This window comes from Acinetobacter sp. BIGb0102, from assembly GCF_003815055.1.
GTDB lineage: Bacteria > Pseudomonadota > Gammaproteobacteria > Pseudomonadales > Moraxellaceae > Acinetobacter > Acinetobacter vivianii.
Window position 1 is genome coordinate 1 of record NZ_RKQE01000001.1, and the last position, 21,024, is coordinate 21,024.

Consider the following 21,024-nt stretch of genomic DNA (forward strand, 5'->3'; position numbering starts at 1 on the left):
CCTGATCCCTTCCCGAACTCAGAAGTGAAACCTCTTAGCGCTGATGGTAGTGTGGCACTTGCCATGTGAGAGTAAGTCATCGCCAGCTTTTAAATTAGAAACACCCCAATCTCGAGAGAGGTTGGGGTGTTTTTTTGCGCGTGGGAAAAATACATTGAATAGCATCTCTTGAGGAATATGTTATTGTTTTATAGGCTGAATCAAAATAATAAAAGGATGAAATTTAAATGATCAATAATAACCTTGCCATGACTTCAGAAGAATTTGTAGAGGAATTTAGACTTTTAAGAGATGATCTGATCCAGAGTTACTTTACTGTCGATTCTGAAATATCACGAATCAGTCTATTAGAAAAGTCCGGAATGAATAGTGAGCAAATTAACTTAACGAAAAAAATTGTTTCAGAAGCTTTAACTGATGCGTTGTATACCATCTTACTCGGTCTTGATGGCTGTGCATCAATTGGTCGACATCAAATCATGTATAGGCTATTTGATGAGGAATCAAATGAACTGACTGGCAATATAGAATCGATAGCATGGGAAAAATTTCATAGCGAAAATACATAACAATGTATAGTTGAGAGAGTTTAAAATTCATTTTTATTCCTTTTAGGCTTTCTTATGCAATGGGTTGTTGCTGAAACATATTCTTTTCCCTACGAAGCACAAATTGCTAAAACACAATTGGAAGCTGCTGAAATTCCTGCCCGTATCGAAAATGAATATACCATTAATATGGATTGGCTTTATTCCAATGCATTGGGTGGTGTTCGCTTGTTAGTTCCCGAAAGTTATTTGGAAGAGGCACAAGCATTACTGGCTCAAGATTTTAGTCAGGAATTAGAACAAGAGTTTGGTTTAAGTGAATGCTGTCCTAATTGCGGAAGTACAGATATAAAGCCTTATACAGAAGGGAAGCGGCCTGCATATTTTGTTTTCTTATTGCTGGGTTTTCCATTATTTTCATATAAACATGGAACCAAGTGCCAACAATGCCAACATTTCTGGAGTTAAGTCAGCATAAGCATTGATTAACAGAAGCAGATTTGAATTTATGCATGGCGTCCTGTAAAAATAAATAGAAAATTAAAAAAGGAAAAAAGATGGAATATAAAGGAAGTTGTCATTGCGGAAAAATCACCTTTATTGCACAGGGTGAACTGACTGAAGCATTATCTTGTAATTGTTCAATTTGCCAGAAAAAAGGCTCTTTGCTCTGGTTTTTACCGAAAAGCGAAGTCGAAATTAATGTTGAAGAGGACGCTCAGGCGACTTATCAATTTAATAAGCATGTGATTGAGCATCATTTCTGCAAGGACTGTGGCATTCATTCCTATGCGATAGGCACTGATCCAAAAGGGATTTCGATATGTGCGATCAATGTGCGTTGTATTGATAATCTGGATTTTGAAAGTATTAAGATCAATCATTTTGATGGCCATTCGGTGTAACCATAAAATTTAGAGTATAAAAATGACCAAGAATAAAAAGTTAGATCCCGCAGAAGTTGCAGCACTATTAGAGATATTAAAGATGCGTTTTGAAAAAAATATGCATCGTCACAAAGACTTGAATTGGTCCGATATTGAAGATCGATTACAACAGCAACCAGAAAAATTATGGTCACTCAATCAAATGGAAGATACGGGCGGAGAGCCTGATGTGGTTTCATTTGATTCAAAATCATCTGAAATTATCTTTTATGATTGTGCTATGGAAACACCAAAAGGGCGTAGAAGCCTTTGTTATGATCGTGCCGCTTTAGATGCGCGTAAGGAGCATAAGCCAGAAAATAATGCGGTTGAGGTGGCAGAAGCCATCGGAATTGAGTTGCTAACAGAAGAAGAATATAGACAGTTACAGTCCATTGAGCAATTTGATTTAAAAACCTCAAGTTGGGTCAAAACGCCAGAAGATATTCGCAAATTGGGAGGTGCAATTTTTTGTGATAGTCGTTATGGTCGAGTTTTTACTTATCACAATGGGGCGCAATCTTACTATGCGACTCGTGGCTTTCGCGGCCGATTAACAATATAGTTTTCTCATCTTCATTAGCTTTTCTAAGTATTTTTAACTTTTAATTTTGCCAAGCGCTTGCTTGGTTTTTCTGGTTTTGCTACTTTAGTGCTCATTCAATAAACAATGATGAATAATTGCTAGGAAGCAGATATGCACCTTAATCCTTTGTACTATAACGAGCAGCATCTTGAATTTTCCAAGAGTATTCGACGTTTCGTAGAAAAAGAGATTTCACCTTTTATTAATGAATGGGATGAAAGTGAGACTTTTCCCAGAGAGCTTTATAAAAAAGCCGCAGATATTGGTTTGTTGGGACTCGGCTTTGAAGAGCAATATGGCGGGGTTGCGGGAACAGATGCATTTTATACCTTGTTAGCTTCTATCGAGCTGGCAAAATGTGCATCGGGTGGTCTGGCTGCTTCTTTACTTTCACATACGATTGGCGCGCCACCGATCCAGCATTTTGCAAATGAAGAGGTTAAAGCTCACGTACTTCCACAGATTTTATCAGGTGAAAAAATCTCGGCATTGGCGATTACGGAGCCTGGTGGTGGGTCGGATGTGGCAGCACTTAAAACCAAAGCTGTCCGAGACGGCGATTATTTTCTGGTAAGTGGAGAAAAGACCTTTATCACCTCAGGGATGCGAGCAGATTATTATTCTGTTGCGGTTCGTACTGATCCAAATGCCAAAGGTGCAAATGGTATATCCATGCTGTTGATTGATGCCCATAGTGAAGGGATCAGCAAAACCAAGCTGGACAAAATGGGGTGGTGGGCATCAGATACCGCGCATTTGCATTTTGATAACGTCAAAGTGCCAGCCAGCAATTTGTTAGGCCCTGAAAATATGGGCTTTCTGGTGATTATGAATAACTTCAATATGGAGCGTTTTTTCCTTGCTGCCAGTAGTTATGGCTTTGCTTTGACTTGCTATGAAGAGGCACTGGATTGGGCACAGCAACGTCAAACTTTTGGCAAGCGTTTGGTTGATCATCAGGTGATGCGTCATAAGTTGGTGGACATGGCAACTCGATTGACCGCAACCCGTGCTTTACTCGAGGATACTGCTTATCGCTTGGGTAAGCCAGAATTGCAAGGCAGTGAACTAATTGCCCAGATTTGTATGCTGAAGAATGTTGCTACTCAAACCATGCAATTCTGTGCAGATGCTGCGGTACAGACACTAGGTGGGATGGGCTTTATGCGCGGTACTAAATCCGAACGTATTTATCGTGAAGTGAAGGTGAATATGATTGGTGGTGGTGCAGAAGAAATTATGAAGGATTTAATTAGTAAACAATTGGGTTATTAGTTTTATTAAGTAAACAGAGTAGCTATAAAATATAGTACTCTGTTTCTTCTAGAGATTTATTTAAAATCTTTTTGAGACTTATATTTTTTTTTATTTAATAGCATGGGGTCGATATCAATTTTTGCTAGCGAAACTTTATAATTGAGAGCTGTTAAGTTTTTTAAAGCATTTTTTAAAGTGACTTTTGAAAAAAAAGGAAGCTCATTAGGAAGATTTTTTTCTGTTGCTATGGCATAAACAATACTATAGTTACTAGCATCTGGCTTAATTTCTGGATCTTTCAGTTGAATAGATTCTGGTAATTTAGGATTTAATTCGCATCTATATGAAGCATCTTTTACGAAGGCTTCAGCGGCAACAAACCCCTGAGAAAATAAATGACTCAAGGTACTTGAGCTTCGATAAATTTTTATATGGATGAACTCATTTCCATTTCTGATTAGATCACAATGTTCAAGTTTGTCATATGGACCACCTATTTTTATATTTTTCTTATCCATTAAACAAAAACTAGCTTCAATATCTAGGACATGAGAGTTATATTCATCTTCTCTATCATGGTTGTAAATTGGAAATTTAAAGGAATAAGTTTCTAAAGATTTTTCAAGGTATATGTCAATTGAAGTGACAAAATCTGGATTTGCTTTATACCAAACTCCATTCCTCAAAATGTAGTAATGTGAATTATATTTTATTTCCGCATATAAGCAGCGATAAACTGACCATTTTTTTATAGATTGATATTCATTGTTATTTACATTTATTGATGAATTTTTCATTAGTTCTACTGTTGGAGGAGTACCATTTAAATAGTTTAAGTAGTCATTAAATGATAAAACAATAAATCTAGGGCTCTTCGGGCGCATATCAAAGGAATAGCCTATTTGGTTCTCCCAATCAATAACTTCAGGTTCACCTAACCAAAAACTATCATAATTATTCATTTTAAGATAAGTATCAAGTTCAAGATCAAGAATCTCAATTTCATCGAACTCCCGTACACGATAGATATTTTCGACCCAATTAAATCTCTCTGCTAGATTCATTCGATAACGTTTGAGAGCTTCTTTTAAAATTAAAGGAATGTCTTTCAGCTTAGCTTCTACAGCAATTGTTAATGCATCCCTTCCAGTTACTTGACTACCAAACTCTTTTACTGTGGATACTCCTGTAATGGCATATAGCATTTCCATTTCTGAATCTAAATGTAAATTGAAAATATCTACATCTAATGTACTTTGAGTTCTTGAGTTTAGTGGGTTGTGATCATAGCTTGCTTTATCTAAGCTTCTTAACTTATCTGGATCAACTGAGTTTAAAGTGACTTTAAGACCGAAATCACGTTCAATAGCTTCAGATTTTAATAGATGAAAGCCAGTACCAAACGTTAATATGAAAATGGTGCCCGAAATTCTTATAATCAGAGCAGCTCCTACACTGGAGGATTGACCAAAATGTGAAGGAGAAACTTGGTTGTCTTCAGTAAATATTTTTGTCCATGAAGGGGTAACCCTTGGTTGGAATTTTTTTATATATAAATAAGCTGAATCAGCTCCGGGTATGTCTAGAGGAATTGGAGAGTCGGAATTCTCTATTTTAATTACATGGTCATCTGGTTTACTTCCATCTCGTGCTAGATAAATGGATAATTTTTCTTTTCGAATTCTTTGAGCCTTCATAGTATTTTTTCTATTAATTAAATATTATTATTTAATTTAATAAACTAATAGAAAATTGTAAATATTATAAAATCTATCGTCTTAAAATATTTTAACTATTTCACCGCCATTTCCCAAACCATTTCAGTCAATTCATCAATTTTGACTTTGCCTTCGGGTTTGTACCATGTCACCGTCCAAGAAATCGAGCCACCGAGCAAACGACGCCAGATAAAGGCATCATGTTTCACCTTGCCTTGAGCCCGTAATTTTTCAATCACATCCAGCCAAACTTGCTCATATTCATTACGCATTTTTAGAAGATAGTCTTGTTTTTCCTTTGATAGCGCAAACCACTCATGTACAAGTACCGCCATAGCCGCACCCGTATCACCAGCAATGGAAAGTAATTCAGCTTTGATAAGATGACGTAATTGCTGTTCAGGATCAGTTGCACGTTCAGCTGCTTCTTTTAAACGGGCAAAGTTATAAATGATGGTTTGTTCCATCACTGTCGCCAGAATTTCATCTTTACTTTTAAAATGATGAAACAGGCTACCTGATTGAATTCCGATAAATTCACCGAGTTGACGAACCGTGGTTTTGTCATAACCCTGCTTATAAAAAAGATAGGCTGCACCTTGCAATAAACGGCCACGGGGACTGTCATCAAAACAAACAATTTTGGGGATTTGTTCAATTGAAGTTGCGATCATGCCTATCCGTCTATCCTATTTAAGCTGAGGTACATTGTAACAAAATTCATCTGATGCATTGTCTTATCTTTTTATAACAAGCAGTTGCTTGCGTTTGACTATTTTTGCCAATACAGCATAGCATTATGCACTTTACAAACCAAGCACTTGCTTGGTAATGTTAAGGCGTTTTTAGCAATAACAATGAGAAAGCGCATGACAAGTGTCAAACAGGATGACCAGAGGGTAGTCAAAATCGGGTGTGCATCAGGGTTCTGGGGCGATACCAATACCGCTGCATTTCAGTTGGTACACCTAAGTGATATTGATTATCTGGTCTTTGATTATCTGTCTGAGATTACCATGTCGATTATGGCGAAGGCGATGATGATGGACCCAAGTCATGGTTATGCACTGGATTTTGTCAGTCGTGTCATGTCGCCACTGATCAATAAAATTGCTGAGAAAAAAATTAAAGTGATTAGTAATGCAGGTGGGGTAAATCCACTGGCTTGCCGAGATGCATTACAAAAAATCATTGATGAAAAGGGCTTAAATTTAAAAGTTGCTGTGGTGTTAGGGGATGATGTATTACCCAAGCATGCCGAATTATTAAAACAAAATATTCAAGAAATGTTTAATGGTGATGCCTTGCCTGCACAGGTTGCCAGTAGCAATGCCTATTTAGGCGCTGTTGCGATTCGCGATGCACTCGATTTGGGCGCAGATATTGTGATTACGGGCCGTGTGGTCGACTCAGCGGTTGTGCTTGCACCCCTGTTGCATGAGTATAAATGGTCACTTGAGGATTATGACAAGCTGGCGCAAGGCTCATTGGCAGGGCATGTGATTGAATGCGGTGCGCAATGTACAGGTGGAAATTTTACCGATTGGCGTCTGGTTCAAGGCTTTGACAATATGGGCTTTCCAATCGTAGAGGTCAGTGCTGATGCATCATTCATCGTGACCAAGCCGAAAGGGACAGGTGGGCTTGTTTCAACTGCGACTGTAGCAGAACAGATCGTTTACGAAATTGGCAATCCGCAAGCTTATCTTTTACCTGATGTAACCGCCGATTTTAGCCAAGTGCATTTAGAGCAGGTGGGCGAACATCGAGTCAAGGTGACCGGTGCCACAGGTCGTGCACCAACTCAGCAATATAAAGTCAGTGCCACCTATGCCGATGGCTATCGAGTCTTGGTCAGTTTCTTAATTGCTGGTCGTGAAGCACCAGAAAAAGCCCAAATGATTGCCGATGCCATTCTGAATAAATGTGAACGGGTATTGGCGTTACGATCAGTCCCTCCGTTTAGTGAAAAGTCAGTCGAGATTCTCGGGATTGAAAGTACTTACGGCACACATGCCCGAATCAAAGACAGCCGTGAAGTGGTGGTCAAAATCGCGGTCAAACATCTGTTTAAAGAAGCTTGTATGTTCTTTGCTTCTGAAATTGCCCAAGCTTCAACAGGGATGGCACCTGCATTGGCAGGGATTGTCGGAGGCCGTCCTAAGGCATCGGCAGTAGTGAAATTATTTTCATTTTTGATTGATAAAGATCAATTAAAGGTAGAAGTTGATTTTGAGGGACAGCGTTACCCCGTACAGATTCCTACGGGGCAAAAGACACCAGCTGTCGAGCTACATTCCGTCGGTGAAGTGGCAACCTATCAAGGTGATGAGATTGAAGTGCCTTTAATTCAGGTAGCGCATGCGCGTAGTGGCGATAAGGGCAATCATAGCAATATCGGAGTGATTGCACGTAAAGCTGAATATTTACCGTGGATTCGTGCGGCACTGACTGAAGCCAATGTTGCCGCGTATATGCAGCATGTTTTAGACCCAGACAAATCAAAGGTGATCCGTTATGAATTGCCAGAGATGAATGCGCTGAATTTCATGCTGGAAAATGCTTTAGGTGGTGGTGGGATTGCCAGCTTGAGAATCGATCCACAAGGTAAAGCCTTTGCACAGCAATTATTGGATATGCCGGTGAAAGTGCCAGCACAACTGTTAGAAAAATAAGTAAGGATGTAAACATGGGTTATCAATCAATTTTCAGGACAGATGCATTTGCTGACAAAGTGATTATCGTGACAGGCGGTGGTTCAGGGATTGGCCGTTGTACGGCACATGAACTGGCATCCTTAGGTGCGCAAGTTGTGATCACGGGACGTAAAGTTGAAAAATTAGAGAAGGTCAGTCAGGAAATCCTAGAAGATGGCGGCAAAGTTCATTTCATCGTCTGTGATAACCGTGATGAAGAACAAGTCAAAAGTATGATTGCCGAAGTCATTGAAAAGTTCGGCAAGCTCGATGGTTTAGTCAATAACGCAGGTGGACAATTTCCTTCTGCGCTTGAAAATATTTCTGCCAACGGTTTTGATGCTGTGGTCCGTAATAACCTGCATTCAACCTTCTATCTGATGCGTGAAGCTTATAATCAATGGATGGCAAAGCATGGGGGCAGCATTGTCAACATGACCGCAGATATGTGGGGCGGTATGCCGGGTATGGGCCATTCAGGTGCAGCACGCTCAGGTGTCGATAACCTCACGAAAACCGCTTCGGTTGAATGGGGTAAGTCAGGGGTTCGCGTCAATGCGGTTGCACCAGGTTGGATTATTTCTTCAGGCATGGATAACTATAGTGGTGATTTTGCCAAAGTGATTATTCCAAGTTTGGCGAGCAATGTCCCGTTAAAACGTATGGGTACAGAGTCAGAAATTTCCTCTGCGATTTGTTATTTACTCTCTGATGCCGCTGCTTTTGTCTCAGGGGTAACACTTCGCATCGATGGGGCTGCTTCACAAGGCACGCGTATGTATCCATTGGCAGATGCGACCAATAATGAAGCCTTTAATGGTTTCCATCGTGCTTTTATTCCTGACATATTCAAAACAGATGGAGAATAAATATGAGTATTCTCCAATCTGAAATTGCAGTGGGTAGTGAGCAATATGAGCAAAATCGAGAGGCGTTATTAACGCAGTTGGCTGAAGTGCGTGCGGTGCAGCAAAAAAGCATCGATAAGTCCTATGCGGCAAAACCCAAGTTTGATAAGAAAGGCAAAATTTTGCCCCATGAGCGTATTCGACTGTTATTAGATGCGGATTCACCTTTTGTCGAGCTGTGTGGTTTGGTTGGCTACAACATGCATGATGATAAAGATGGCTCCGAGGCAGGTGGTGGGGTGATCGCTGGGATTGGTTTTGTTAGTGGTGTGCGTGCGCTGGTTTCTGCCAGTAATAGTGCGATCAAAGGTGGCACCATGTCACCGATGGGGGTTCATAAAACACTACGCTTGCAAAAGATCGCATTAGAGCAAAAGCTGCCGATGGTCACCTTGACTGAAAGTGGTGGGGCTAACCTGAACTATGCGGCTGAAGTGTTTACCTATGGCGGTATGACCTTTGCCAATCAGGCACGATTGTCTGCCGCGGGAATTCCACAAGTTGCAGTAGTGCATGGTAATGCCACCGCGGGTGGGGCTTATCAGCCGGGTTTATCTGATTATGTGATTGCCGTACGCAAACAGACAGAAATGTTATTGGCAGGACCACCACTATTATTGGCAGCAACAGGTGAGGTCGCAACAGCTGAAGAACTGGGTGGTGCGGAAATGCATACTCAAGTTTCAGGTGTGGCGGAATATCTGGCGGAGAATGATGCGGATGGTATTCGTTTGGCGCGTGAGATTTTTGAACATCTGAACTGGAAAGAACAAACCGCGCAATCGAATCAGAATTATAAAGAACCACGTTATGCTGCGGAAGAATTGTTAGGTATTGTTCCGCAAGATCCAAAGCAACCTTTTGATATGAAGGAAATCATTGCAAGGATCATTGATGATTCAGACTTTCTGGAATTTAAACAGGAATATGATGCTTTAACTGTTTGCGGTTGGGCAAAAATGGGGGGGCTGCATATTGGCATCATTACCAATAATGGTCCCATTACCCCGCAAGGTGCGGCTAAAACGGCGCAATTTATTCATCTGTGTGAACAGACCCAACGTCCACTCTTATTCTTGCACAACACCACCGGTTTTATGGTCGGAACGGATGCAGAGCAGAACGGTATTATCAAGCATGGTTCTAAGCTGATTCAGGCAGTCGCCAATGCGACGGTGCCAAAAATCTCGATTGTGGTTGCGGGTTCTTATGGGGCAGGCAACTATGCGATGTGTGGACGCAGTTTGTCGCCACAATTTATCTTTGCATGGCCAAATTCGCATGTGGCAGTAATGGGCGCGGCACAAGCAGGTAAGGTATTGCGTATCGTGGCTGAGGGTAAACAGAAAGCATCAGGGATGGAACCGAATCCGCAGATGCTGGATTTCCTGGAACAAAGTACAGCAATGAAATTGGAACAGCAGTCGACGGCTTTATTCAATACCGCAATGCTGCATGACGATGGGATTATCGATCCGAGAGATACCCGAAAAGTACTGATTTTCTTATTACAAACCATTTTTGAAGCACAACAACGTGAGTTAAATCCAACACGATTTGGTGTGTCGAGATTTTAATTTTTAACACCCTCATCCTAGCCTTCTCCCTGAGGGAGAAGGGATTCCCTCGCCATTTTGGGGAGAGGGGAAAAACAATTTTTAAGGAACAAAAACAATGAAATTTACCGCAGAACATGATGCTTTACGCCGTACCACACGTCAGTTTGTTGAAAATGAGCTGAACCCTTTTATTCCAGAATGGGAAGAAGCAGGCCGTTTTCCGATTCATGATGTGTTTAAGAAAATGGGGGATTTGGGCTTATTGGGGATTTGTAAGCCTGAGGAAAATGGTGGTTTAGGGCTTGATTATTCTTATAACCTTGTGGTGGCAGAGGAATTAGGTCGTGCTGCTTGTGGAGGTGTACCCCTCGCGATTGGCGTGCAAACCGATATGGCAACGCCAGCGCTTGCTCGTTTTGGTAGCAAAGAACTACGAGATGAGTTCTTAAATCCTGCAATTCGTGGTGAATATGTCGCATCGATTGCGGTATCCGAAGTGCATGCGGGTTCTGATGTGGCAGCCATTAAAACCACAGCAAAAAAAGATGGCGACGACTATGTGATTAACGGCAGTAAGATGTGGATCACCAACTCATTACAAGCAGATTTCTTCTGTTTACTAGCCAATACTTCTGATGACAAGCCACACGTCAACAAATCCATGATTATTGTGCCAGCAAAAACGGCAGGGATTAGTTTCTCTGAACCCTTAAATAAACTGGGCATGCGTTCCACCACCACGGCACAGGTCTATTTCGATAATGTGCGTGTACCGCAACGCAACCTTGTAGGTGCAGAAGGCATGGGCTTTATGATGCAAATGATGCAGTTCCAAGAGGAGCGGATGTGGGCTTGTGCCAATGCGGTGGGCGGCATGGAAAAAGTCATTCAGCAAACCATTGATTATGCTAAAGAACGTACCACCTTTGGTCAGCCCTTGATTAACAATCAATATGTGCATTTCCGTTTTGCTGAGTTGATGACCGAAGTAGAAGCATTGCGTGCCTTAACTTATCAAGCATGTGAACAGCATATTGCAGGTGAAAATGTCACCATGATGGCCTCAATGGCAAAGCTGAAAGCAGGTCGTTTAAGTCGTGAAGTGGCGGATAGCTGTCTGCAATATTGGGGCGGTAATGGCTTTATGTGGGATAACCCTGCGTCACAGCTATTCCGTGATGGTCGTCTAGGTTCAATTGGCGGCGGTGCAGATGAGATTATGTTGGGGATTATTTGTAAGCTGATGGATATTCTGCCTAAAAAGCAGAAAAACTAGGAGACGAAAGATGGTGCTTTCAACTTCTCTTGCAGACTTGAATATTGATGACAGCATTGAACTAGAGCAACAGGGCAGCATTTTGACCTTATGGCTGAATCGTCCTGAAAGCCGTAATGCCATGAGTTTGAATATGGTCACTGCCATTCAACAGGTATTTAGCCAGATTGCCGATGATTCCTCAATTCGAGCTGTCATTCTCAGAGGTAAGGGCGAGCATTTCTGTGCAGGTGGCGATATCAAGGATATGGCGGGATTGCGAGTTGAAGCTGCCAATAGCGGTAGCTTACAGCCCTATGTGGATTTTAATCGCCGTTTTGGTGCCATGATCGAACAGGTTGATCAAGCACCCCAAACCGTTGTTGCTGTATTGGAAGGGGCAGTACTTGGTGGGGGCTTGGGTTTAGCCTGTGTTTCGGATATTGCCATCAGCCGTGAGAGTGCCCAGTTTGGTTTGCCCGAAACAGGCTTAGGTATCTTACCTGCGCAAATTGCGCCTTTTGTGGTGAAGCGGATTGGTCTGACTCAAGCGCGTCGTTTGGCTTTATTAGGTTTACGTTTTGATGGTCATGCTGCTTTGAATTTAGGGGTGATTCATCAGTTGGCGCAGAATGACGCTGAACTGGAACAGCAGCTTGCTGAGACCATTCAACAGATTAAACGTGCTGCACCTTTGGCTTCTCGTGCCACCAAAGCTTTATTACATCGAACGCTGAATGAACCTTTAACTTCTCTGCTGGATGATGCAGCACAACAATTTGCACAAGCAGTCGGTGGTGCAGAAGGACAAGAAGGAACGATGGCTTTTATTCAAAAACGTTTGCCAAACTGGACTGAGCAGTAAAAGAGCAAAGTATGTCTTTGCGCACCGTATCGGTCAAAACTGTACATACGGTGCTTTGAGGGATTAAATAATGAAATTTTCAAAAGTATTAGTAGCAAACCGTGGTGAAATCGCCGTTCGTGTCATGCAAACGGCCAAAGCGATGGGCTATCAAACGGTTGCCGTGTATTCAGATGCCGATGTCAATGCACGCCATGTCCAGCTGGCAGATGAGGCGGTTTATATCGGTGCATCTAAAGTTTCAGAATCCTATTTATCGATTGCCAATATTATTGAAGCCTGCCAAAAGACAGGTGCGGATGCGGTACATCCCGGTTATGGTTTCTTGTCTGAAAATACCGACTTTGCTCAGGCTTGTCTTGAGCATGGTATTACCTTTATTGGGCCAACCGCTGCTGCGATTGAATTAATGGGCAGCAAGCGCCTATCTAAAATTGCCATGATTCAGGCAGGCGTGCCTTGTGTGCCTGGTTATGAAGGGGATCAGCAGGATATTGATTATCTAGCTGAACAGGCAGAGAAGATTGGTTATCCTCTAATGGTTAAGGCATCGGCTGGCGGTGGTGGACGTGGCATGCGCTTGGTTCATCAGGCTTCGGATGTCTTGGATGCCTTAAAAACAGCGCGTTCAGAAGCAGAAAATGCCTTTGGTTCAGGTGAGCTGATTTTAGAGAAAGCTGTGATAGCCCCACGCCATGTCGAGATCCAGGTCTTTGGTGATACGCATGGCAATTATGTGTATTTGTTTGAACGTGATTGTTCAATTCAGCGTCGTCACCAAAAGGTGGTCGAAGAAGCTCCTTGTCCTGTGATGACGCCTGAACTGCGTCAGAAAATGGGTGAGGCAGCCGTTGCTGCGGCCAAAGCTTGTGATTATGTCGGGGCAGGTACAGTGGAGTTCTTGCTGGATCGATCGGGTGAGTTCTATTTTCTGGAAATGAATACCCGTTTGCAGGTCGAGCATCCTGTCACGGAAATGATTACAGGGCTAGATTTGGTGGAATGGCAGCTCCGTGTTGCCAATGGTGAAACTTTAGCTTTGCAGCAACATGAACTGACCCTGAATGGGCATGCGATTGAAGTGCGTCTTTATGCCGAAGACCCACGACAGGATTTCTTGCCACAAACAGGTAAAGTGCTACGTTGGCAACCCGCTGGTGCTGATGGTATGTTGCCGAATGTCCGTATTGACCACGGCATGTTAGAACAAGGTGAAATTAGTCCATTCTATGATCCAATGGTGGCCAAGGTCATTGCTTATGGCAAGACCCGTCAGGATGCGATTCGATTGCTCGCTCGCGCCGTTGATGATTGTGTGTTGTTGGGCGTGAATAGTAATAAACAATTCTTGAGCAATTTATTGCGTCATCCGATTATTGTTGCTGGAGATACCAACACCGCATTTATTCAGCAGCATTTTCAGGATGATGTGAGTCTGCATCAACAAAGCTTAAAGATTGAAACACTTGCAGTGGCGGCAGCACTATTTACCCAACAGAATCAGCAGCGCGTTGCTTGGCAAACAGGTGTCGCGTTGCCATTTCCGCTGAAACTGAAATATGCAGATCAACAGTTATTGTTATATGTACAAAATGATCAGCAGCAGGTCAAAGTTGAATTATGTGATCAACAGGCAACGATCAAAATTATAAGCATCAATGGTGAAGAGATTGTTTATAGCTGTGATGGCGTTCGCCGTAAGCTGGCTTATGTATTTGATCAAGATCAGCTGTATTTAGATGCAGACAATGGCAATGTGGTGATTGAAAATATCACCTATGCAGCACCTGAAGCCGCAGAAGTTGTTGGTGATGGAAAAATCCGAGCACCGATGGATGGGGCGATTGTGAATCTGTTGGTCAATGTTGGCGATCAGGTAGTAAAAGGACAAACCTTATTGGTGCTCGAAGCCATGAAGATTCAGCAACAGATCAAATCCGATGTTGATGGTGTGGTCGAAGAACTGATTGGTCAGGTCGGACAGCAGGTGAAAAAACGTCAGCAATTATTAAATGTTTCATTACTTTAACTGAATCAGTTGCTTGAACCCTCGCGATGAGCGATCGCGTGGGTTCGATCGATTTACAGAAACATTTTTAAGCGTAGACTCTCTAAACGACTCTGATACTGTTTTTGCCATTCTGTCTCTGAGAGTTGTGCTTTTAATGGTTCCATCTCTTGTTGTAGCTGCTGCAAGGCTTGCTGATATTGATCAACTTGCTGCTGTTGCTGAGCTTCGCGTCGTTCTCTTTGCTGAACCTCTTGGCGTTCCTGTTCTGTCAAATATTGCTGTTGCAATTTCTGCTTTAAACGTTCAGTTTCAGCAGCATTTTGTTGGCCTTGCTGAATCAAATTTAAGGCTTGTTGATATTGTCCGATCTTGCTTTCCTGCTCAGTTGCATCAGGATATTGTTGCTGCAATTGTTCAAAGGCTTTTAAACGTTGTTCAGCGCTGAGTTTTTGATTCTGAGCCAAATCATTGTAGGCAAAACGATAATCAGCATACTGGCGCTCTTGCCCAAAACCAAGCATCGTTTCTGCTTTTCCCAAAGTCTGCTCTCTCAGTTTCCATAAGCGATCAAAACGCTCTTTCGGTGATAAAGAGGTGGATAGCACCGTACTTTGCATCTGCTGCTCATACTCAGGCAAACGTTTGAGTAGATTCGCGACCAGTTGTGCAAACTTTTGATCAGGATAATGGGCTAAAGCTTTTGCCAAAGCAGCATTACAGTCAGATACAGGGCAGTTGGCCTTAAAGTCATTGAGAAACTGAGTGATATTGCCAGATTGCTGCTGTAAATTCTTGATTTGCTTTAAGAGCGAGTCCTGAAAAATTTCATCCTTGCTTTTATTTGGCATGCTGTCATCACGCATCTGTGTCGATGAATCCTGAGATACTGTGGATCTGGTGTGCTGGATTGCAGCAGAAGAGGCGGTGCTCTTCCAGACAACAATCCCAACCAAGACCACGACAACAATCATTATTGTCAGCAATAGTCTTTTATTCATACCCTCTTCCGTTTATGGGTTGTAATTAAATTGGCCCATCACTGGGAAATGGTCTGAGAGATCCCATGTCATGTATAGCGGGTCAGCCGTAGTACGCAAAATACGAACATCATTACGGGACTGAGTGGGTTGGCGATGATTATTCGATGCCACGATATAGTCCAGATATTCAACAGTTGAACCACCTGAACCTGCTGCACCTGCCAATTTATTCACACGCGGATCAAAGGTCGAAGCGGTATAGCCTGTGCTTGTTGCTGCGGTGGCATTCAGATTGCTCAACATATCTTGATAGTCTTGCGGCCAAAGTAGTTTATTTACATTAAAATCACCGCCCATCAATACGGCATCAAAACTTGGAATATTTTGTTGATTGACCAATTGGCGGATTTGTTTGAACTGAACTTGGCGTAGGGCGCGTGCTTCATCGGTATCAAATGAAGCGGTATGAGTTGAAGTCACATGATAAGCCTTACCATTTTTAATGATTTCAGCATACAGCACACCTTTATCGGCGAAGCAATCGGTTCCCGTACAATCTGGATATATTAATTGAGCCGTTTTCGCGATCGGATAACGGCTGACAATCACCAGACCACTGTCAAACAGGTTATAACCAGAACCGACAGGAATATGGGTTTGATACGGGTATTGTTGTGCCAGTTGGTTCAACATGTCTGTACGCGAGGAGGCAAATGCTTCTTGCATCATAATCACATCGTAACCATTCAGATGCTTCGGCAGTTCAGCCAGACGTTCACTGATTTTACTCGCTACCATTGGCAGGGCATAAATATTATAGGTCAGGACTTTGAGTTCATCGGCACTGGCTGAAACAGGCTCTTGTACCGTGTTTTGATGAATAGTGTAGTGGAAGTCATCATAACCACCTGTATATTCAGCTTTTACTGCCGCCTGAGCGGATAAGCCTGCATAAGTGGTATTGATACGATGAACATTACGATCTGAATACCACGGTGATGTCGTGGTTGCCGTTTGAATCCCGTGCTGAATGTTGCTACCAGACCAAGTGCCAGTCATGGTTTGTTTTAAGGTCACTTGTGAATTGCCGCTGGTTACTACAGTATCAAAGTTATAGGTTTTACCTGATTTAATCCCGCTATAACGGTTCATTCGTAAAATACGTTTGGTTTCGTAAGGCGCAATTTGTGTGGCTTCCTGTGCCCATTCATTGCCTTGCTGTAATGATGCGCCAGTTTGGTTGACTTGTATCGATACCGTTTGTGGCGTGGTATTGGTCACAAAAACATAGGAATCGGCCATCGCCTGCTGACTTGAAAAACCACAGATAAACAACGCAACCCCTGCGCCGATTTTTAAGCTTTTCAGCTTCATTTTTCTCTCTCCATCGTGCTAATTGTTTGAACAAAGACGGGATGTATTATTAAAATTATTCATTTATGAAAAATTTATGATCGTTATTTGTTCGAAATTTATAATAATGAAAAAATATTGCTAAATCATTTAAATTCATGACCATTCATCTGATGTTTGAAAAGTCATATCTTATTTATAGTTATGAAGATTTTTGGAAGGAATTAGGAATCGGTATGAAATGCTGTAGTGCTATTAAAATATACAAGTGTTCATAAACGAAAATTAGGAAGGGGGTTAAATTATAAGGAGTATAGATGAAAAAAATCTGACAAGGACTGCACCATGCCAGATTATTTGTTCGGTAAGCCGTTTAAGCTTGATCAGCTTCGGAAATGGCTGTGCTTGCTTGCTTTAAACTATAGAGCAGTTGTCCCAATAGTACATCTTTATTACTCAAGGTCACCATCACCATTGGATGATGTTGCGCTGGGATAGAGGTGAGAATCGCTTTACCATTTTCAGCATCCAGCGTAATACTTTGGCATCCTGTTAGCTGAATTTCATTGAGAAAAGCCGTGACCATCGCCAGAATTGAACTGCTGACAGCAGCCAGTTTTGTACTGTTATACGGATTCTTCTTATAAATTGCGGCTAGCTCAAAACCATCCGTTGAGCACAGCATAATATAATCCACGCCTCGAATATTCATCAGAATATCATTGGCTTGTGCCTTGGCAAACTGGATCAGCTCTTTCGGTGCTATACGTTGCTGACTGGGAATACTGAACATAATTCTTCTCTTTTATAAAGTAATTAATTTGTTGCTTTTAAATTGACTTCTAATGCTGCAATGAGAGATTCAATCATGAGCAAGATATGCTCTTGTTTACGCGCATCGATAAAAAATAGGGGATATTGATAGTCATTCTGAATTAACCAGTCTCGGTAGATGTTGGTCGATTGCTCTTTATTTTCATCAATGTGTGTAATGCCAATCGAAATGTTCTGGGTGTAATCCTTAAATGTTTCCAGATACGCTTCAAGTTCTTCAATCGGCACTTTACTGTTATGGTCGACCAATAGAATAACGCCCAAGGCACCTTGGCAGATCACCGGCCAGATAAAATCAAAACGTGATTGACCAGGTGTACCATACAAGCCGATTTTGACGCCGTCATCCAGCGTGATTTCACCGTAATCAATACCCACTGTGGTTTGCATCTTATTGTGGGCTTGGCTGTCTGTATTTAATGCTTCAGTCGCAAGCACAGGAATTTCTGAAAGCGATTTAATGGCTTCTGTTTTTCCTGCGCCCATGCTTCCTGCAAAGACAATTTTATATTGTTGGAGAATCATAGCATTCCTTAAAGCCCAAAGCGGCGTCTGATTTTTCCGAAAAATTTATTTAAAAAACCTTTTTGTTCAATCGTTTGTTCGTCTGCTTCTGTTTTGAGGTAATGACTTTCTGAAGCTGGAATAATGCCGCCATTGTTAGAAATCATGCAGGCAGCGATAAATTGTTGAACCGTTTGAATTGGAAGTTTTAACTGTGTTGCAACTTGATAAAGCTGGGCGCCTTGTATAAAGCAGGCTGAAAGCAGAAGGGCGGTTTTACGGCCTTCGCTTTGAGCAGGCTGCGGCCAGTATTCGATTTTATAATATTCATTTTCATTGGGTGCCAGACGCTGGAACTCCATAGAGTGCCAGAACAGATTCCAGACCCAGTCCTGTAAGTTATATTCCACTTTACGAGAGACTTTAGTGAAATTGGAGGTGGTTGCAAATTCGTATTTAAAGCTGTGATTGGTTTTTGTATGAATCCTTGTTGGTTCTAGCCATGCAATTTGACTGCGTGTATCAATAATGGCCAAGGTACCATGATCATCGAAAAGGTGAAGTCTGGCATTTTCCGGATTGAGCATATCCGTTAAATACTTTGCATTTATTGCATTGTGAGTTGAAACGGTTTCTGTCTTTGGCTGTTGAGATTGTTGGTGCGATAGATAGCTGAGCAATCGAAGCTGAATCCAGTTTTTTAATGCATCTGTATGCTGAAAAGGTAAATATAAAGTATTGTGTTGTTCGATATGATGTGAGCCTTCTCCTTTAGCAACTTTTAAGCAGGGAAGTTGTTTTTGTTCTAAAATGCGTTGAATGCCTTCGGTTTCAAAGAAATTTTCATTTATTAATAATAAGTCGATATTGGGATCTGCAATATTGATCCAGTTAATGCCAAACTCGTGCGGTATGGTTTTTCTAAGTTCTATTTTTAATTCATCTGAAACTTTTAAACTTATACCTGAAATTGCGATATTAATGCAATGTCCATTCATAGTATCACTTTAATGTTTTTAAAATATTGGACTGCAAAAAATAGCCATTATACTATAGGCTAATATTAGGGTGCTTGTATTATTTCTATTTTATTATTTTGAATAAGTAAAACAGAAATATATACAAGAAACCTAATATATTAAATATTTTTAAATTAAGAATTAAGCGAAATCTAATTCTTTTTCGAATGTTTTAAGTTCGTGACGCGCCATTGCAAGATTTGATTTAGTACGATCTAAAACAAGATAAAGGAACAAATTGCCATTGCTTTCTAGTGGACGGATTAAGTGATATGCCTTACCTAGTGTGATGAGAATGTCTTCAATATCATCGTTAAGTTTCAGTGAGTTAGCTACACGACGTTTCGCACGGATAACTTCAGTATTACCTGCAGCTGCTAATTCTAAATCAAGTGACCCCCCACCTTGTGTTGCTAGCGCCAAACCGCTTTCTGTATCAACTAAAGCTGCTGCAACGAACCCATCAATATTTGTTAAGCTTTCTAATGAAATTTTAGCCATGATTTTATCTCTACTAATACATCTTTGTTTATGAATTTATATATTCACTACTTTTGTTTCTGATTGGTTTTCAAAAGCAGATAAACTCATTATAGGAAACTCTTTTATTAAATCAATCATGCTTTAAATGAATTAAAATTTAAGTAATGCTAATAATTGACATTTTTTGTCAGATAAACAAATAAAAATATTAATTAAGGTGGATAATTGATTTTTAGTGTGATTTTATTCACATTAATATTCAGATTTAATATGTGGTTTTGATTGTAAATAAATGTAAATTTATTAATTAGATCGATTAAATTGTTGTTTTAATTTTAATTAATTTTTTATTAAGTTAATGATAAAGAAAGAATTTAATTCTTTCCTTATCTAGGTGTTTAAAATCAAGCCGAGATTAATTGGCAATATGAACAATACAAAAATATAAGAATGACCAATGCCACTAAAGGAGAAACGATATACGCCCAAGTTGGTGTTACCGGTGGTGCAACCTCTGCGACGTCATGATGATCATGAGCAACGGGTTGTGCCTGATTCACCATCTGATTAAATTCTTGCATGGTGGCTTCAAGAGAGACTTCTTCTTGTACAACAGGCTTCGAGCCAAGTAATTCAGTAAGTTGGTTGGTTGACCATACCCAATCTTCCGCTTGACCAGATAAATGCTCGATTTGACCCATTAATAGCTCAGTGAGTCCTGTCTGTCCGAAACTACCAGTCTGGTCGAGTTGCTTCAATTCTGCCAATTGTAAGGCGAGTACCTCTGAAACACTATTTTCGAGTTCTGTGGCTTTCAGCTCAGACTGATTATGAGGTGAAGTCGTCAGGTGACGAGCAATCTCTTGTATATAAAGCGGATCAGCGGTTTGAACTTCCTGATAAAGTTTCTGGGGATTCTGTTTCCACAGACTGATCAATTGACCAAGCGCTAAAACATTGACTTCATCAATATAAGACTGCTTTTCTTTTGGAGAATATTGGCTAAAAAGCTGCGGTTTTTGAATTTTAATCTGTTCAGCAAAATACTGAACCAAGTCAAATGCCATTGTATATATCCTCGCTTAATCTAAAATTCTTAGTGAAGGTTTCTTTTTCGCTGGTTCTGCTTCTTGCTTTGTTTCTTCTGTTTCTGGCACAGCAGTTTCTTCTATCTCTTCATATTCAGAAGGATCAAAGAATAAACCTTGTCCATTTTCTCTGGCATAAATTCCAAGCACGGCACGAATGGGCACATAAATTTCTTTTGCAACACCGCCAAAACGGGCTGAGAAGGTAATTGCATCATTACTCATGTGTAGTTGGTGAACTGCATGTGGTGCAAGGTTCAAAACAATTTGCCCATCTTTTACAAATTGTAAGGGAACATCGGTATGCGGTTGTGTTGCATCAACTAACAAATAAGGCGTCAGTTGGTTATCGCAAATCCATTCATAAATGGCACGAGCAAGATATGGGCGTGTAGGCGTAAAAGTTATTTGCTCTGACATAATTGAAAAACTTA

21 protein-coding genes and 1 rRNA gene are annotated in these 21,024 nt (G+C 41.1%); 12 read left to right on the top strand and 10 right to left on the bottom strand.

Features of this window, described 5'->3' with window-relative positions; genetic code table 11:
* From rrf to EC846_RS00030, 6 genes are all read left to right on the top strand, one after another.
* Nucleotides 1-88 (top strand): 5S ribosomal RNA (gene rrf, locus EC846_RS00005); the annotation flags it as partial.
* A 139-nt stretch (nucleotides 89-227) separates the two neighbouring features.
* Nucleotides 228-569 (top strand): hypothetical protein, encoded by a 342-nt coding sequence (locus EC846_RS00010; RefSeq protein ID WP_052138574.1) that lies wholly within the window; start codon nucleotides 228-230, stop codon nucleotides 567-569.
* A 54-nt stretch (nucleotides 570-623) separates the two neighbouring features.
* Nucleotides 624-1,016 carry a DUF2007 domain-containing protein gene (locus tag EC846_RS00015; protein ID WP_123773705.1) on the top strand — a complete coding sequence of 131 codons (393 nt, stop codon included), beginning with the start codon at nucleotides 624-626 and terminating at the stop codon, nucleotides 1,014-1,016.
* Between the two features lie 89 nt (nucleotides 1,017-1,105).
* Nucleotides 1,106-1,453, top strand: coding sequence for a GFA family protein (locus EC846_RS00020; RefSeq protein WP_123773706.1), 348 nt, complete (start codon nucleotides 1,106-1,108; stop codon nucleotides 1,451-1,453).
* Nucleotides 1,454-1,475: 22 nt separating this feature from the next.
* On the top strand, nucleotides 1,476-2,039 hold the full coding sequence (locus EC846_RS00025) for a DUF4256 domain-containing protein (protein ID WP_123773707.1): 564 nt from the start codon (nucleotides 1,476-1,478) through the stop codon (nucleotides 2,037-2,039).
* Between the two features lie 132 nt (nucleotides 2,040-2,171).
* Nucleotides 2,172-3,335 (top strand): acyl-CoA dehydrogenase family protein, encoded by a 1,164-nt coding sequence (locus tag EC846_RS00030; RefSeq protein ID WP_123773708.1) that lies wholly within the window; start codon nucleotides 2,172-2,174, stop codon nucleotides 3,333-3,335.
* 56 nt (nucleotides 3,336-3,391) lie between these two features.
* On the opposite strand, the gene EC846_RS00035 is transcribed toward EC846_RS00030, so the two are convergent.
* Both EC846_RS00035 and EC846_RS00040 read right to left on the bottom strand, forming a co-directional pair.
* A complete protein-coding gene (locus tag EC846_RS00035; protein ID WP_123773709.1) occupies nucleotides 3,392-5,014 on the bottom strand; it encodes a TIGR04141 family sporadically distributed protein in 1,623 nt (540 codons plus the stop codon).
* Nucleotides 5,015-5,109: 95 nt separating this feature from the next.
* A complete protein-coding gene (locus EC846_RS00040) occupies nucleotides 5,110-5,709 on the bottom strand; it encodes a TetR/AcrR family transcriptional regulator (RefSeq protein WP_123773710.1) in 600 nt (199 codons plus the stop codon).
* A 195-nt stretch (nucleotides 5,710-5,904) separates the two neighbouring features.
* Between EC846_RS00040 and EC846_RS00045 the strand changes: the two genes are divergently transcribed.
* The 6 genes from EC846_RS00045 to EC846_RS00070 all read left to right on the top strand — a co-directional run bounded on the left by EC846_RS00045 (nucleotide 5,905) and on the right by EC846_RS00070 (nucleotide 14,347).
* Nucleotides 5,905-7,710 (top strand): acyclic terpene utilization AtuA family protein, encoded by a 1,806-nt coding sequence (locus EC846_RS00045; protein WP_123773711.1) that lies wholly within the window; start codon nucleotides 5,905-5,907, stop codon nucleotides 7,708-7,710.
* Between the two features lie 14 nt (nucleotides 7,711-7,724).
* Nucleotides 7,725-8,600, top strand: a complete 876-nt coding sequence (locus tag EC846_RS00050) for an SDR family oxidoreductase (RefSeq protein ID WP_123773712.1) — start codon at nucleotides 7,725-7,727, stop codon at nucleotides 8,598-8,600.
* A gap of 2 nt (nucleotides 8,601-8,602) precedes the next feature.
* Nucleotides 8,603-10,216 carry an acyl-CoA carboxylase subunit beta gene (locus EC846_RS00055; RefSeq protein ID WP_123773713.1) on the top strand — a complete coding sequence of 538 codons (1,614 nt, stop codon included), beginning with the start codon at nucleotides 8,603-8,605 and terminating at the stop codon, nucleotides 10,214-10,216.
* Nucleotides 10,217-10,313: 97 nt separating this feature from the next.
* Nucleotides 10,314-11,474, top strand: coding sequence for an acyl-CoA dehydrogenase family protein (locus tag EC846_RS00060; RefSeq protein WP_047429228.1), 1,161 nt, complete (start codon nucleotides 10,314-10,316; stop codon nucleotides 11,472-11,474).
* A 10-nt stretch (nucleotides 11,475-11,484) separates the two neighbouring features.
* The gene (locus EC846_RS00065; protein WP_123773714.1) at nucleotides 11,485-12,318 is read left to right on the top strand and encodes an enoyl-CoA hydratase/isomerase family protein; all 834 of its coding nucleotides are present in this window, start codon (nucleotides 11,485-11,487) and stop codon (nucleotides 12,316-12,318) included.
* A gap of 70 nt (nucleotides 12,319-12,388) precedes the next feature.
* The gene (locus EC846_RS00070; RefSeq protein ID WP_123773715.1) at nucleotides 12,389-14,347 is read left to right on the top strand and encodes an acetyl/propionyl/methylcrotonyl-CoA carboxylase subunit alpha; all 1,959 of its coding nucleotides are present in this window, start codon (nucleotides 12,389-12,391) and stop codon (nucleotides 14,345-14,347) included.
* Nucleotides 14,348-14,400: 53 nt separating this feature from the next.
* Here the strand turns inward: EC846_RS00070 and EC846_RS00075 are convergent, their stop codons facing one another.
* The 8 genes from EC846_RS00075 to EC846_RS00110 all read right to left on the bottom strand — a co-directional run bounded on the left by EC846_RS00075 (nucleotide 14,401) and on the right by EC846_RS00110 (nucleotide 21,010).
* Nucleotides 14,401-15,327 (bottom strand): lipase secretion chaperone, encoded by a 927-nt coding sequence (locus EC846_RS00075; protein WP_123773716.1) that lies wholly within the window; start codon nucleotides 15,325-15,327, stop codon nucleotides 14,401-14,403.
* 12 nt (nucleotides 15,328-15,339) lie between these two features.
* The gene (locus EC846_RS00080; RefSeq protein WP_123773717.1) at nucleotides 15,340-16,683 is read right to left on the bottom strand and encodes a sphingomyelin phosphodiesterase; all 1,344 of its coding nucleotides are present in this window, start codon (nucleotides 16,681-16,683) and stop codon (nucleotides 15,340-15,342) included.
* A 352-nt stretch (nucleotides 16,684-17,035) separates the two neighbouring features.
* Nucleotides 17,036-17,455, bottom strand: a complete 420-nt coding sequence (locus EC846_RS00085) for a roadblock/LC7 domain-containing protein (protein WP_123773718.1) — start codon at nucleotides 17,453-17,455, stop codon at nucleotides 17,036-17,038.
* Nucleotides 17,456-17,478: 23 nt separating this feature from the next.
* On the bottom strand, nucleotides 17,479-18,021 hold the full coding sequence (locus EC846_RS00090; RefSeq protein WP_123773719.1) for a GTP-binding protein: 543 nt from the start codon (nucleotides 18,019-18,021) through the stop codon (nucleotides 17,479-17,481).
* 8 nt (nucleotides 18,022-18,029) lie between these two features.
* On the bottom strand, nucleotides 18,030-18,998 hold the full coding sequence (locus tag EC846_RS00095; RefSeq protein ID WP_004775653.1) for a hypothetical protein: 969 nt from the start codon (nucleotides 18,996-18,998) through the stop codon (nucleotides 18,030-18,032).
* A gap of 162 nt (nucleotides 18,999-19,160) precedes the next feature.
* Nucleotides 19,161-19,520 carry a hypothetical protein gene (locus tag EC846_RS00100; RefSeq protein WP_004775651.1) on the bottom strand — a complete coding sequence of 120 codons (360 nt, stop codon included), beginning with the start codon at nucleotides 19,518-19,520 and terminating at the stop codon, nucleotides 19,161-19,163.
* 386 nt (nucleotides 19,521-19,906) lie between these two features.
* On the bottom strand, nucleotides 19,907-20,569 hold the full coding sequence (locus EC846_RS00105) for a hypothetical protein (protein WP_123773720.1): 663 nt from the start codon (nucleotides 20,567-20,569) through the stop codon (nucleotides 19,907-19,909).
* A 15-nt stretch (nucleotides 20,570-20,584) separates the two neighbouring features.
* Nucleotides 20,585-21,010 carry a ClpXP protease specificity-enhancing factor gene (locus EC846_RS00110; protein ID WP_004775648.1) on the bottom strand — a complete coding sequence of 142 codons (426 nt, stop codon included), beginning with the start codon at nucleotides 21,008-21,010 and terminating at the stop codon, nucleotides 20,585-20,587.
* Between the last annotated feature and the right edge of the window lie 14 nt (nucleotides 21,011-21,024).

Excerpts from the sequence above, each read along its gene's own strand:
- EC846_RS00035 (WP_123773709.1), bottom strand. The coding sequence starts at position 5,014 with ATGAAGGCTCAAAGAATTCGAAAAGAAAAATTATCCATTTATCTAGCA.
- EC846_RS00070 (WP_123773715.1), top strand. The coding sequence starts at position 12,389 with ATGAAATTTTCAAAAGTATTAGTAGCAAACCGTGGTGAAATCGCCGTT.
- EC846_RS00080 (WP_123773717.1), bottom strand. The coding sequence starts at position 16,683 with ATGAAGCTGAAAAGCTTAAAAATCGGCGCAGGGGTTGCGTTGTTTATC.
- EC846_RS00105 (WP_123773720.1), bottom strand. The coding sequence starts at position 20,569 with ATGGCATTTGACTTGGTTCAGTATTTTGCTGAACAGATTAAAATTCAA.
- EC846_RS00075 (WP_123773716.1), bottom strand. The coding sequence starts at position 15,327 with ATGAATAAAAGACTATTGCTGACAATAATGATTGTTGTCGTGGTCTTG.
- EC846_RS00050 (WP_123773712.1), top strand. The coding sequence starts at position 7,725 with ATGGGTTATCAATCAATTTTCAGGACAGATGCATTTGCTGACAAAGTG.
- EC846_RS00065 (WP_123773714.1), top strand. The coding sequence starts at position 11,485 with ATGGTGCTTTCAACTTCTCTTGCAGACTTGAATATTGATGACAGCATT.
- EC846_RS00015 (WP_123773705.1), top strand. The coding sequence starts at position 624 with ATGCAATGGGTTGTTGCTGAAACATATTCTTTTCCCTACGAAGCACAA.
- EC846_RS00060 (WP_047429228.1), top strand. The coding sequence starts at position 10,314 with ATGAAATTTACCGCAGAACATGATGCTTTACGCCGTACCACACGTCAG.
- EC846_RS00040 (WP_123773710.1), bottom strand. The coding sequence starts at position 5,709 with ATGATCGCAACTTCAATTGAACAAATCCCCAAAATTGTTTGTTTTGAT.
- EC846_RS00090 (WP_123773719.1), bottom strand. The coding sequence starts at position 18,021 with ATGATTCTCCAACAATATAAAATTGTCTTTGCAGGAAGCATGGGCGCA.
- EC846_RS00110 (WP_004775648.1), bottom strand. The coding sequence starts at position 21,010 with ATGTCAGAGCAAATAACTTTTACGCCTACACGCCCATATCTTGCTCGT.
- EC846_RS00025 (WP_123773707.1), top strand. The coding sequence starts at position 1,476 with ATGACCAAGAATAAAAAGTTAGATCCCGCAGAAGTTGCAGCACTATTA.
- EC846_RS00020 (WP_123773706.1), top strand. The coding sequence starts at position 1,106 with ATGGAATATAAAGGAAGTTGTCATTGCGGAAAAATCACCTTTATTGCA.
- EC846_RS00055 (WP_123773713.1), top strand. The coding sequence starts at position 8,603 with ATGAGTATTCTCCAATCTGAAATTGCAGTGGGTAGTGAGCAATATGAG.
- EC846_RS00030 (WP_123773708.1), top strand. The coding sequence starts at position 2,172 with ATGCACCTTAATCCTTTGTACTATAACGAGCAGCATCTTGAATTTTCC.
- EC846_RS00095 (WP_004775653.1), bottom strand. The coding sequence starts at position 18,998 with ATGAATGGACATTGCATTAATATCGCAATTTCAGGTATAAGTTTAAAA.
- EC846_RS00045 (WP_123773711.1), top strand. The coding sequence starts at position 5,905 with ATGACAAGTGTCAAACAGGATGACCAGAGGGTAGTCAAAATCGGGTGT.
- EC846_RS00010 (WP_052138574.1), top strand. The coding sequence starts at position 228 with ATGATCAATAATAACCTTGCCATGACTTCAGAAGAATTTGTAGAGGAA.
- EC846_RS00085 (WP_123773718.1), bottom strand. The coding sequence starts at position 17,455 with ATGTTCAGTATTCCCAGTCAGCAACGTATAGCACCGAAAGAGCTGATC.
- EC846_RS00100 (WP_004775651.1), bottom strand. The coding sequence starts at position 19,520 with ATGGCTAAAATTTCATTAGAAAGCTTAACAAATATTGATGGGTTCGTT.